This window comes from Sinorhizobium sp. BG8, assembly GCF_016864555.1.
Classification (GTDB): Bacteria; Pseudomonadota; Alphaproteobacteria; order Rhizobiales; family Rhizobiaceae; genus BG8.
On sequence record NZ_CP044011.1, the window covers coordinates 330,104 to 341,883 of the forward strand.

The window sequence follows — 11,780 nt, forward strand, 5'->3', positions numbered from 1 at the left end:
ATTCTCTTAACGAATCTGGATGCGATTGTGCACCCTGATTCTGGTCATGAATCCTGCAACCGGCGTGATCAGTTGCGTTCGCGCCACCAGGCGATCTGGCGGCGGACGTTTTCCGGCGCGGTGCCGCCGAAGGAGGTGCGGCTTGCCACCGACGCTTCCACGGTCAACACGTCGTAGACCTTCTCGGTGATCGCCGGGTTGATCGCCTTCAGATCGTCGAGCGCGAGCTCGGCAAGCTCGCAACCGCGTTCCTCCGCCAGCGCGACCGCGTGGCCCGTGGCGTGATGCGCATCGCGGAACGGCAGGCCTGCCTCTCGCACCAGCCAGTCCGCGAGATCCGTGGCCGTGGAATAACCGGATCCGGCCGCAGCCTTCATGCGATCGACGCGGATCGTCATGTCACGCACCATTCCGGTCATCGCCGCAATCGCCAGCTCGAGGCTTTCCGCGGCGTCGAAGACCTGTTCCTTGTCTTCCTGCATATCCTTGGAATAGGCGAGCGGCAGCCCCTTCATTACCGTCAGCAATGCGATAAGCGAACCGTTGACGCGGCCGGTCTTGGCGCGCACCAGCTCCGCGGCATCCGGGTTCTTCTTCTGCGGCATGATCGACGAGCCCGTCGAGAACGCGTCGGAAAGCCGGATGAAGCCGAACTGCGGCGTCGACCAGATGACGATCTCTTCGGCAAGGCGCGAGAGATGGGTGGCAGCGATCGCGGCGATCGAGAGGAACTCGAGGGCGAAGTCGCGGTCCGAAACCGTGTCGATCGAGTTGCGGGTCGGACCACGGAAGCCGAGCGCCGCGGCGGTCATGTGGCGGTCGATCGGGAAGCCGGTGCCGGCGAGCGCCGCAGCGCCGATCGGGCTCTCGTCCATATGCTCGATGGCGTGGCGCACGCGCGAGCGGTCCCGGCCGAACATCTCGACATAGGCCATGCAGTGGTGACCGAAGGTGACGGGCTGCGCCGTCTGGAGGTGGGTGAAGCCGGGCATGACCGTGTCGGCATGCTCTTCCGCCCGATCCAGGAAAGCCGCAATGAGCGCCGTCAGCGCAGTGTCGGTCTTCTGCAGCTCTTCCTTGACCCAGAGGCGGAAGTCGAGGGCCACCTGATCGTTGCGCGAGCGCGCCGTATGGAGACGTCCTGCCGCCGGTCCGATGAGGGTGGCAAGGCGCGCCTCGACATTCATGTGAATGTCCTCCAGGCGGCGCGAAAACTCAAACTGGCCGCTCTCGATCTCTGACAGGATCGTGTTCAGCCCGTGAACGATCTTGTCTTTGTCATCAGCGGAAATGATGCCTTGATGCGCGAGCATCGTCGCATGCGCTATAGAGCCGCGGATGTCCTGGGCATAAAGCTTCTTGTCGAAGCCGATCGAGGCATTTATCTCCTCCATGATCGCATCCGGGCCGGAAGCAAAGCGGCCGCCCCACATCTGGTTCGAGGATTTGGTCTCAGAAGTTCCGTCAGCCATGGGATGATGCCTATCCTGGAGAATGAAATGACAGCGAAGAAGGTGCCGGCCGCCAAACTGATCGCAATCGCCGGTGTTGCCGGACTTTTCGCCGGTGCGGCAGCGATATACGTGATCGAGAGCCAGTCTGGCAATGGCAAGGCGGTTGCTTCCGCAAGCAGTGCCGAATGCGGCGCGGCTGCAGCCTTGGCCGAGAGCCTCGTTCCTCTATCCAAGGGTCAGGTCGCGGCGATGATGAGCGTCCCCGAGCATCGCAAGCTCCCGGATCTTTCGTTCACCGGCCCGGACGGTGCCCCGAAGCGCATCGCCGACTTCAGCGGCAAGACATTGCTTGTGAACCTCTGGGCGACATGGTGCGTTCCCTGCCGCGAGGAAATGCCTGCGCTCAACGCGCTGCAGAAATCGATGGGAAGCGATCGCTTCGAGGTGGTCGCGATCAACATCGACACCGGTACCGACGACAAGCCCAAGGCATTCCTGGAGGAAACCGGGGTCCACGACCTCGCCTACTATCGCGACAGCTCCATGGAGACGTTCAATACGCTGAAGAAGGAAGGCCTCGCGTTCGGATTGCCTGCCACGCTGCTGATGGACGAGAAAGGTTGCCTTGTCTCGTCCATGAACGGACCTGCCGCCTGGGACAGCGACGATGCCAAGGCGCTGATCGGCGCCGCGATCGGGACGCGCCCGGCCACGTGAGATTGCCCCTCCGGTCATTGCCGGTCAAGGCGTGGCGTAGATCCGTGGACGGCGGATATCTATGAAACCGAGCTCCCCCTTGCGGTGCGGAAACTCAGGCGACGTGTCGAATTCGACCGGATGGCCGCCGGTCGTCATCGCCAGCACGCGCCGCGAGTCCGGCCGGTCGATCACCCGCACGATCTGCGCCGCGATGCCTTGGCCGTCTTCGCGCCAGGTCACGTCCGTCGGACGGAAGTGGATGCTGGCCGCTCCCTCGGCAAGGCCGGGTGCATCGAAGGGAACGTCCTGCACGTAGGCCCTCGCATCCCTCACGACGGCGGGCAGCACGTTCGCGTCGCCCAGAAAATTCATGACGAAGGCATTCGCCGGAGAGCGGCAAACCTCCTCCGGCGTGCCGTGCTGGACGATCTTGCCCTTGTCCAGGATGACGACGCGATCCGCAAGGTCCAGCGCTTCCTCCTGGTCGTGCGTCACGAAGAGGGTCGTGATGCCGAGTTCGTCATGGATCTTGCGCAACCAACGCCGGAGGTCGCGCCGGACGTTGGCATCGAGCGCCCCGAAGGGCTCGTCGAGCAGCAGGACACGGGGATCGACGGCCAGCGCCCGGGCAAGCGCCACGCGCTGGCGCTGGCCACCCGATATCTGTGCCGGATACCTGTCCTTGAGCCCGGCGAGCTGCACGAGGCGCAGCAGTTCGTCCACCCGCTCGGCGATCGCGCCAGCGGAGCGCCGGACCTTCGACACCTTCATCCCGAAGGCGATGTTTTCTCCGACCGTCATGTGCGGAAACAGGGCATAGTGCTGGAAGACGAAACCCACCCCCGATCGCGGACCGGAATGCCGGTTGCATTTTCCTCGCCGAAGTAGATATCGCCGCCGTCTGCATATTCCAGGCCCGCGACCATGCGCAGGATCGTCGTCTTGCCGGAACCGGAAGGACCGAGCAGAGCCACCAGTTCCCCGCTTTCGATCTCGAGAGAAACACCGTGGACGGCGCGGAAGGTATCGAAGGTCTTCACGACCTTGTCGAGGCGGATTTTCAAGCTTTGACCTCCGTCGGAACGGGTTCGGCGCCTGCAAGCGACGACGGACGACGGATGCGACCGGCGCCCTTTCGCTCGAGCAGGACCTTGGCGACGAGCGTGACGATCGCCAGCGCCGCGAGGATGGACGCGGCCGCGAAGGCGCCAACCGCATTATAGTCGTGATAGAGCAGCTCGATGTGGAGCGGCAGGGTGTTCGTCTGCCCACGAATATTGCCGGACACCACGGAGACGGCACCAAACTCGCCCATGACGCGCGAGTTGCAGAGCACGACGCCGTAGAGCAGTGCCCACTTGACGTTGGGCAGCGTGACGGAGAAGAACGTGCGCCAGCCGCTGGCGCCGAGCGAGGTTGCCGCCTCCTCGAGATCGCGTCCCTGCGCCTGCATCAGCGGGATCAGCTCGCGCGCGACGAAGGGCGCCGTCACGAACATGCTGGCGAGCACGATGCCCGGAAGCGCGAACAGGATCTTCAGGTCCGCTGCCTGCAGGGCCGGGCCGAACAGGCCCTGGAGGCCGTAGACGAAGAGATAGGCGACACCCGCCACGATCGGAGAGATCGAGAAGGGAAGCTCGATCAGGATGAGCAGGACGCGCTTGCCGGGAAAATCGAACTTCGTGATGGCCCAGGCTGCCGCCACGCCGAAGACCGTGTTGAGTGGCACCGCGATTAGTGCCGTGACGACGGTCAAAAGGATCGCATGGAGCGTATCCGGATGGGCAAGCGTCTTTGCGAAGTAGCCGAGCCCCATTGAAAACGCCTGCACGCCGATGACGACGAGCGGCGCCACGATCACGATCGCGACGAGGGTAAGGATGATGGCGAGCAGCACGCGGCGGAAACGCGGGTTATCGCCGACGCGCGGCGGGCGGCGCGAATGATTTCGCATCGTCAGCCCCTCACTGTATAGCGCAGGGCCCGCGCCTGAAGGAGATTGGTGACCGCCAGCATCAGGAAGGCCGTGATGAGCATGACCGACGCGATGGCCGCGGAAGCGGGATAGTCGTATTCCTCAAGACGGATGAAGGCGAGAAGCGCGGTGATCTCCGTCTCGAAGGGCTGGTTGCCGGCAATGAAGATGATCGCCCCGAACTCGCCGAGGCTGCGGGCAAAGGACAGGGACAGGCCGGCAAGCAGGGCAGGCGCGAGAAGCGGCAGCATGACCCGCACGAAGATCGCCAGATCACTCGCGCCGAGCGTCTGGCCGGCTTCCTCGAGCGCCGGATCGATCTCCTCGAGGACCGGCTGGACCGTGCGAACGATGAAGGGTAGGCTCGTGAAGGACATCGCGACCATGATGCCGAGCGGGGTATAGGCGACCTTGATGCCTAGAACCGCAAGGGGGGCGCCGAACCAGCCGTTAGTGGCAAAGAGCGTCGTCAGCGAAATGCCCGCCACAGCGGTCGGCAGGGCGAACGGAAGATCGACCAGGGCATCCACGAACCGCCGGCCGGGAAAGCGGTAGCGCACCAGGACCCAGGCGAGGCCCAGTCCGAAGAACAGGTTGAAGACCGTCGCCGCCAGCGCGCAAAGCACGGTCACCCGATAGCTCGCGACTGCGCGCTCGGAGGACACGATGCGCCAGTAGTCCTCTAATCCCAGGCTCGCCGCTTTGAAAACCAGCGCAGCGAGCGGCAACACGACGATAATCGCCGCATAGACCAGTGTTATGCCGAGCGAAAGCGGCAGACCCGGCAACACCCGCCGTTTCACGTTCCCCGTCCTTTCAACAATGCAGAAGCCGGCGGGCATCGAAGGCCCGCCGGCTGGTCTGCAACCGCAGTGGATTCCTCTTAACGGCTACCGTAGATGCTGTCGAGAATTCCGCCCTCGGCGAAATGTTCCGCGGAGATCTTTTTCCAGCCGCCGAACACGTCATCGACGTTGACGAGGCGGATCTCCGGGAACTGGCTCTTGAATTCAGCCGCAACCGCCGGGTCATGGACGCGGTGGCCGAACTCGGCTGCGACCTTCTGGCCGGCCGGAGAATACAGGAACTGGAGATAGGAGGTGGCAAGCTCTCGGGTACCGTGTGCATCGGCAACCTTGTCGACGACTGCGACCGGGAATTCGGCAAGCAGGGAGACCGACGGGACGACGGACTCGAACTTGTCCTCGCCGTACTGCTTGGCGATCGCCTTGGTCTCGGCCTCGAAGGTGATGATGACGTCGCCGATCTCGCGCTCGACGAAGGTGGTGGTCGCTGCGCGTCCGCCGGTATCGAAGACCGGCACGTTGTCGAAGATCTTGGCGACGAATTCCTTCACCTTCGTCTCGTCACCGTTGAACGCTTCCTTGGCATAAGCCGTGGCGGCGAGATAGGTGTAGCGCGCATTGCCCGACGTCTTCGGGTTCGGGAAGATGACCTTGACGTCGTCGCGGGCGAGGTCGCTCCAGTCCTTGATGTTCTTCGGATTGCCGGCGCGAACGAGGAACGAGGGGAAGGAATAGAACGGCGAGGCTGCGTTCGGGAACTTCTTCTGCCAGTCTTCCGCGACGAACCCGTTCTTCACGAGGAAATCGATGTCGGTAACCTGGTTGAAGGTGACCACATCAGCCTCGAGCCCCTCGACGATCGCGCGTGCCTGCTTGGACGTGCCTCCGTGCGACTGGTCGATCGTCACGCCGGGATGCTCCTTGACGAAGGCCTCGTTCTCGGCGACGAACAGTTCCCGCGCGACGTCGTAGGAGGCGTTCAGCAGCTTGTCGGCGGCATTGGCGGACAGAGGCGATGCAAGGGCGACGAGGGCAGCGCCGACCAGCAGCAAGCGTTTCATATCAATTCTCCCGAATGGATTGAGTATCTGCCGCGACAATAACGGCCCTACACAACCGATCCGAGACAAGGCGGACCCTGCGCCCGTAGCGAAGAGGAAAATAATTCCCGGAAACGGCCGCCGTGGAGAAAAGCGGCTGGGCTCCCGCGGTTACTCTGGAAAGGCGGCTAGACGGCACCCGATAGCGGGAACCGGTTCGGGAGAAAGACATGCGTGAAAACAATGCCCTGATGCATTGGAAGCGGATTTCTTGGATCAGGGGACGCCTTAGCGCGTCGGGACCGGAACGTCGCCACGATAGTCGTAGAAGCCGCGCCCCGATTTCCTTCCGAGCCAGCCAGCCTCGACATACTTCACGAGCAGCGGGCAAGGCCGGTACTTCGAATCGGCCAGGCCGTCATAGAGAACCTGCATGATCGAAAGGCAGGTATCGAGGCCAATGAAATCGGCAAGCTGGAGGGGCCCCATCGGATGATTCGCGCCGAGCCGCATGGCGGTATCAATCGCCTCGACCGATCCGACGCCTTCGTAGAGCGTGTAGATCGCCTCGTTGATCATCGGCAGCAGGATGCGGTTGACGATGAAGGCGGGAAAATCCTCGGCAACGGTGATGGTCTTGTCCAGCGAGGAGACAAATTCCTTGGCGGCCGCGAAGGTGTTTTCCTCGGTGGCGATCCCGCGCACCAGTTCCACGAGCTTCATCACGGGAACCGGGTTCATGAAATGAATGCCCATGAAGCGCTCCGGACGGTCGGTCGCGGAGGCGAGGCGGGTGATCGAAAGCGAAGACGTATTGGTCGCCAGTATGGCATCCGCCTTCAGGACCGGACAAACCTGCGCGTAGATCTTGCGCTTGACCGTTTCGTCCTCGGTGGCCGCCTCGATGACGAGGTCCGCCTGGGAAAGGTCGTTGAGATCCGTCGTCCCCTTGATGAGGGACAGGGCCTTCTTGCGGTCCTCGTCGGTCATCTTGCCCGAGGTCACCTGGCGGGCGAGATTGCCGTTGACGGTCGCCAGGCCGGCTTCGATCCGCTCTGCCGAAAGATCGTAGAGCTGAACCTTGTATCCGGCCAGGGCCGAGACATGCGCAATCCCGCAGCCCATCTGTCCCGCTCCGATGATACCGAGATTCTTGATCACAGCTCTGGTTCCCTACCTCAGACGAAGCCGGACGAGCACGGCCACAAAAAACCGGGCCGGAAGAACCGGCCCGGGGTTAAGTGATAAAGCGGTACAGCACATTTTTCCAGTGATTATTCACTGGAGAAGGCGTGCCCCTGCAGCGCGGTCAAAGCGCCTTTTCAAGTTCCGGCAGGACGTCGAAGAGGTCGGCGACGAGGCCGTAGTCCGCGACCTGGAAGATCGGGGCTTCCTCGTCCTTGTTGATGGCGACGATGACCTTCGAATCCTTCATGCCGGCCAGATGCTGGATGGCGCCGGAGATGCCGCAGGCGATGTAGAGTTCGGGCGCGACCACCTTGCCGGTCTGGCCAACCTGCCAGTCGTTCGGCGCATAGCCGGCATCGACGGCGGCGCGCGACGCACCGACGGCCGCCCCGAGCTTGTCGGCGACCGGCAGGATCACCTCCTTGAACTTCTCCGACGAGCCGAGCGCCCGGCCGCCCGAGATGATGATCTTCGCCGACGTCAGCTCCGGACGGTCCGACGACGACAGCGCATCGCCGACGAAGCTGGAAAGGCCCGGGTTTGCGCCGGCCGAAACCGTCTCGACCGCAGCCGAGCCGCCGTCCGCCGCTGCGGCAAAGCTTGCCGTGCGCACGGTGATCACCTTCTTCGCATCGGTCGCCTGCACCGTCTGGATGGCGTTGCCGGCATAGATCGGCCGCTTGAACGTGTCGGACGAGACCACCTCGATGATCTCAGACACCTGCGCGACGTCGAGAAGGGCCGCGACCCGCGGCAGCACGTTCTTGCCGACCGAGGTGGCGGCCGCAAGGATCGTGTCATAGGAACCCGACAGCGAGACGATCAGGGCCGCCAGCGGTTCGGCCAGGTTGTTGGCGAGGCTGGCGTCGTCGGCGACGAGCACCTTGGCGACGCCGGACAGCCTTGCCGCCTGTTCGCCAACCGCCCCGGCACCGGAGCCGGCAACCAGCACATGCACCGCGCCGCCGATCTGCGTTGCCGCCGTCAGCGCCTTGGCCGTCTGGTCGGAAAGGTGGTTCTTGTCGTGGTCAGCCAGAAGAAGAATGGCCATGATGTAATCTCCTATCTCTTCCGGATCAAAGCACGCCGGCTTCGGTCTTCAGCTTCTCGACGAGCTCGGCGACCGACTTCACCTTGACGCCGGCCTTGCGCCCGCCCGGCTCCTCGGTCTTCAGCACCTTCAGCCGGGCTGTCGTGTCGACGCCGAAATCGCCCGGGCTCTTCTTGTCGAGCGGCTTCTTCTTCGCCTTCATGATGTTCGGCAGCGAGGCGTAGCGCGGCTCGTTGAGCCGAAGGTCCGTCGTCACCACCGCCGGCAGCGTCACTTCGATCGTCTGCAGGCCGCCGTCGACCTCACGGGTAACCTTTGCCTTGCCCTCGCCGATCTCGACCTTCGAGGCAAACGTCCCCTGCGCCCAGCCGAGCAGCGCCGACAGCATCTGGCCGGTCTGGTTCGAGTCGTCATCGATCGCCTGCTTGCCGACGATGATCAGCCCCGGCTGTTCGGCCTCGGCCACGCCCTTGAGGATCTTGGCGACGGCGAGCGGCTCGACCTGATCCTCGGTCTCGACCAGGATCGCCCGGTCGGCTCCCATGGCGAGTGCCGTCCTCAGCGTCTCCTCGGCCTTGGCGGGACCGATCGACACCACCACGACCTCCTCCGCCTTGCCGGCTTCCTTCAGACGCAGCGCCTCTTCCACGGAGATCTCGTCGAACGGATTCATCGACATCTTCACATTCGCAAGCTCGACACCCGTGCCATCCGCCTTCACGCGGATCTTCACGTTGTAGTCAACAACCCGCTTAACGGGGACCAAGATCTTCATGGCTTCCTTCCTTCAAATGCCCGCGAGGGAAAATGCGCCTTTCAAGGGCGGCCTGATTGTCGGTTGGCGACATCGATACGCGTTTTTTTCCCAATTACAATGTCGCAAGATCGCCTCTCACCTCAAAACATCTAATTTACGCTTACGTTCACGTCAAACGTCGTGAGCCAGATCACCCTCAGCGTCCCCAGCGGGGCGGAGGCGTTCTCGCAGCATCGGTCGGAAGAGATTCCGACCCTGTCGCGGCACCTTCGGCATGCCGCACCGCTCGCGGCGTGACGATGCTCCTGTCGAAAAGGGGAACGCCCGGTCGGCGGAGCACGACCACGAGGATTGCGCCCGCGACGATGCCGCCGACATGAGCGCCCCAGGACACCGTATTATCCTGGTCGACGAAGAGCATGTAGAACTGCTGGGCGATCCAGAAGGCGAGCGGCACCACCGCGGGCAGCGGCAGCGGGATCCGGAACAGCACCAGAACCCATACGCGAACCCTTGGGTGGAGCAGGAAGTAGGCCGATACAATGCCCGAGATCGCTCCGGACGCGCCGATCAGAGGAAACTCCGAGTCCGGCTGCGTGATGCCGTGCAGGAGGGCGCCGGAGGCTGCGCACAGCAGGTAGAAGACCAGAAAGCGGACATGTCCGAGCGCGTCCTCGACATTGTCGCCGAAGACCCAGAGAAAGAGCATGTTCGACGCGAGATGCATGAAATCCCCATGCAGAAACGCGTAGGTGAGGTAGGTCGCGGTTTCCGGAACGATCACCAGGTTCGGCTCGAGGTCCGCATAGCCGAAAACGACGGCCGGGATATAGCCGAGGCCGACGACAGCCTCGTCGGAGAAGGTCTGGGTGGAGGCGAACCCCGTCACCAGATAGACCAGCACGTTCACGACGATGAGACCGATCGTCACGTACTGGGCCCTTATGTACTTCAAGGAATTCGTGTCATGCAGCGGTATGAACATCGGCACCCCTTGTGAACGGCCGTTGGCGGCAATCTACCTGTTCTTGCCAGGGACCCAGAGGACGTCGGACCGGCCCTGGTCGTTCGTCCAGCGGGCGGCGACGAAGAGGAAATCCGAGAGCCGATTGATATAGGCGACCGCCTCCTTCGATACGACCTCTCCTTCGCTGCTCTGGAGCTCGACCATGCGCCTTTCGGCACGCCTCGCGACCGTCCGGGCGATATGCAGCGTCGCCGCGGCAGCGCTGCCTCCCGGCAGCACGAAGGACCTCAGGGGCTGCAGGTCGGCATTCAAGAGGTCGATTTCAGCCTCCAGCCGGTCAACCTGCGCCTGGACGATGCGAAGCGGCTCGTATTCCAGCGGCTCTCCGGTATCCGGTGCCGCAAGATCGGCACCGAGATCGAAGAGATCGTTCTGTATGCGCATGAGCATGGCGTCGATCGCCGGCCAGGCGGACAGGTGCTGGCGCGCGAGGCCGATGACGCTGTTGGTTTCGTCGATTTCGCCATAAGCCTCGACGCGAAGGTCGTGCTTCAGCCGGCGCGGACCGGAGACGAGACCCGTCGTGCCATCGTCCCCCGTGCGGGTGTAGATCTTGTTCAGCTTGACCATGCGCTTCCTTCAGCTCAGGACGGACGCCCGCCGCCGGTGACCCAGAGGGTGAGCATGATGAGGACGATGGCGACGGCCTGCAAGAGCACCCGCATCTGCATGAGCTTGTTCGAGGTGTTGCCGCTGCCGCCGCGCGCCATGTTGACCAGACCGCGAATGAGCACGATCGCGACGAGCCCCATGACGAGGAGTGTGAGAAAGGTCAGAAACGAGGACATTTTCGGCGAGCCTATTCTTGCTGTTCATCAAAATTATACACCCGAAATAGCGCCTTCGCCGACCCGCGCACAGTTTTTCCTGCGGCACGGGCTGCGACCGACGGCCGCGCTCAGCCGAAACGGCCGATTATCCGGTAGAAAAGATCAGATGGCAGGAACCTCTTCAGGAGAACCCCCTGCTTCGCCGGGGTCGTGACGACATAATGCGCTTTCGGCGCGGGTGCCGTCAGCGCCTTCTTCAGGACGTCGTACACGGCTTCCGGGCCGAGCTTGCCCTTCGACGGTCCGCTTTCGCCCGTAAGGCGCTTCAACTGGCGTCGATACTCCTCGGCATGGACCGAGTGCTCGAGGTCGATGTTTTTCCTGATGTGCGTGAGCGCATTGGCGGTAAAACGGGATTCGATCGGCCCCGGCTCGATCAGGCTGACATGGATGCCGCTCCCCGCCAGCTCCATCCGCAAGGTCAGCGACAGGCCCTCCAGCGCGAATTTCGACGCGTTGTAGGCACCCCGCCAGCGATAGGGCACGATGCCGAGGATCGAGGAGCATTGCACGATACGCCCGTGTCCCTGGGCGCGCATCGCGGGGATCACCCGGCGCGTCAGATCGTGCCAGCCGATGACATTGGTCTCGAGCTGCTGGCGCAGCGCGTCGGCCGGCAGGTCCTCGACCGCACCCGCCTGGCCATAGGCGCCGTTGTTGAACAACGCATCGAGCCGTCCGTTCGTAAGGGACAGGACATGGTCGACCAGCGCAGCGATCGTCTCGGGCTGCGTGTAGTCCATCAGGAACGTTTCGATGCCCTCGGCCTCGAGCCCCGTCGCATCCTCGACGCGGCGGACGGTCGCAAAGACGCGCCATCCATCCTTCGTCAGCGCACGGGCGCAATGGGCACCAATTCCAGAAGAGCAACCGGTGACGATGATGCTCGGAAGGCCTTGCGAAAGGGCTGATGTCATTTCGGTTCCTGTACAAATCTGCTTTCGTTTCCCATA

12 protein-coding genes and 1 pseudogene are annotated in these 11,780 nt (G+C 63.1%); 1 reads left to right on the plus strand and 12 read right to left on the minus strand.

The window, feature by feature from the left end; translation table 11 throughout:
- Positions 1 to 68 precede the first annotated feature (68 nt).
- The gene (gene argH / locus F3Y30_RS01500; RefSeq protein WP_203424826.1) at positions 69 to 1,472 is read right to left on the minus strand and encodes an argininosuccinate lyase; all 1,404 of its coding nucleotides are present in this window, start codon (positions 1,470 to 1,472) and stop codon (positions 69 to 71) included.
- A 27-nt stretch (positions 1,473 to 1,499) separates the two neighbouring features.
- Between argH and F3Y30_RS01505 the strand changes: the two genes are divergently transcribed.
- Complete coding sequence (locus tag F3Y30_RS01505) at positions 1,500 to 2,171, plus strand: TlpA disulfide reductase family protein (RefSeq protein WP_203424827.1); 672 nt, start codon at positions 1,500 to 1,502, stop codon at positions 2,169 to 2,171.
- Between the two features lie 24 nt (positions 2,172 to 2,195).
- Here the strand turns inward: F3Y30_RS01505 and F3Y30_RS01510 are convergent.
- The 11 genes and pseudogenes from F3Y30_RS01510 to F3Y30_RS01565 all read right to left on the minus strand — a co-directional run bounded on the left by F3Y30_RS01510 (position 2,196) and on the right by F3Y30_RS01565 (position 11,744).
- A pseudogene (locus F3Y30_RS01510) lies at positions 2,196 to 3,217 on the minus strand (sulfate/molybdate ABC transporter ATP-binding protein).
- Positions 3,214 to 4,107: a sulfate ABC transporter permease subunit CysW gene (gene cysW, locus F3Y30_RS01520; protein ID WP_203424829.1), complete on the minus strand. Its 894-nt coding sequence runs from the start codon at positions 4,105 to 4,107 to the stop codon at positions 3,214 to 3,216. Before cysW ends, F3Y30_RS01510 begins: the two are co-directional and overlap by 4 nt.
- Positions 4,108 to 4,109: 2 nt before the next feature.
- Positions 4,110 to 4,931, minus strand: a complete 822-nt coding sequence (gene cysT, locus F3Y30_RS01525) for a sulfate ABC transporter permease subunit CysT (RefSeq protein WP_246752842.1) — start codon at positions 4,929 to 4,931, stop codon at positions 4,110 to 4,112.
- An 80-nt stretch (positions 4,932 to 5,011) separates the two neighbouring features.
- Complete coding sequence (gene cysP / locus F3Y30_RS01530) at positions 5,012 to 5,995, minus strand: thiosulfate ABC transporter substrate-binding protein CysP (RefSeq protein ID WP_203424831.1); 984 nt, start codon at positions 5,993 to 5,995, stop codon at positions 5,012 to 5,014.
- A gap of 267 nt (positions 5,996 to 6,262) precedes the next feature.
- The gene (locus F3Y30_RS01535; RefSeq protein WP_203424832.1) at positions 6,263 to 7,135 is read right to left on the minus strand and encodes a 3-hydroxybutyryl-CoA dehydrogenase; all 873 of its coding nucleotides are present in this window, start codon (positions 7,133 to 7,135) and stop codon (positions 6,263 to 6,265) included.
- Positions 7,136 to 7,283: 148 nt separating this feature from the next.
- The gene (locus F3Y30_RS01540; protein WP_203424833.1) at positions 7,284 to 8,213 is read right to left on the minus strand and encodes an electron transfer flavoprotein subunit alpha/FixB family protein; all 930 of its coding nucleotides are present in this window, start codon (positions 8,211 to 8,213) and stop codon (positions 7,284 to 7,286) included.
- Between the two features lie 25 nt (positions 8,214 to 8,238).
- Positions 8,239 to 8,988 (minus strand): electron transfer flavoprotein subunit beta/FixA family protein, encoded by a 750-nt coding sequence (locus F3Y30_RS01545; protein ID WP_203424834.1) that lies wholly within the window; start codon positions 8,986 to 8,988, stop codon positions 8,239 to 8,241.
- 178 nt (positions 8,989 to 9,166) lie between these two features.
- Positions 9,167 to 9,955, minus strand: a complete 789-nt coding sequence (locus F3Y30_RS01550; protein ID WP_203424835.1) for a rhomboid family intramembrane serine protease — start codon at positions 9,953 to 9,955, stop codon at positions 9,167 to 9,169.
- A gap of 33 nt (positions 9,956 to 9,988) precedes the next feature.
- Positions 9,989 to 10,567 carry a cob(I)yrinic acid a,c-diamide adenosyltransferase gene (locus F3Y30_RS01555; protein WP_203424836.1) on the minus strand — a complete coding sequence of 193 codons (579 nt, stop codon included), beginning with the start codon at positions 10,565 to 10,567 and terminating at the stop codon, positions 9,989 to 9,991.
- A gap of 14 nt (positions 10,568 to 10,581) precedes the next feature.
- Positions 10,582 to 10,785 carry a twin transmembrane helix small protein gene (locus tag F3Y30_RS01560; protein ID WP_203424837.1) on the minus strand — a complete coding sequence of 68 codons (204 nt, stop codon included), beginning with the start codon at positions 10,783 to 10,785 and terminating at the stop codon, positions 10,582 to 10,584.
- A 110-nt stretch (positions 10,786 to 10,895) separates the two neighbouring features.
- Positions 10,896 to 11,744: an SDR family oxidoreductase gene (locus F3Y30_RS01565; RefSeq protein WP_203424838.1), complete on the minus strand. Its 849-nt coding sequence runs from the start codon at positions 11,742 to 11,744 to the stop codon at positions 10,896 to 10,898.
- Positions 11,745 to 11,780 lie beyond the last annotated feature (36 nt).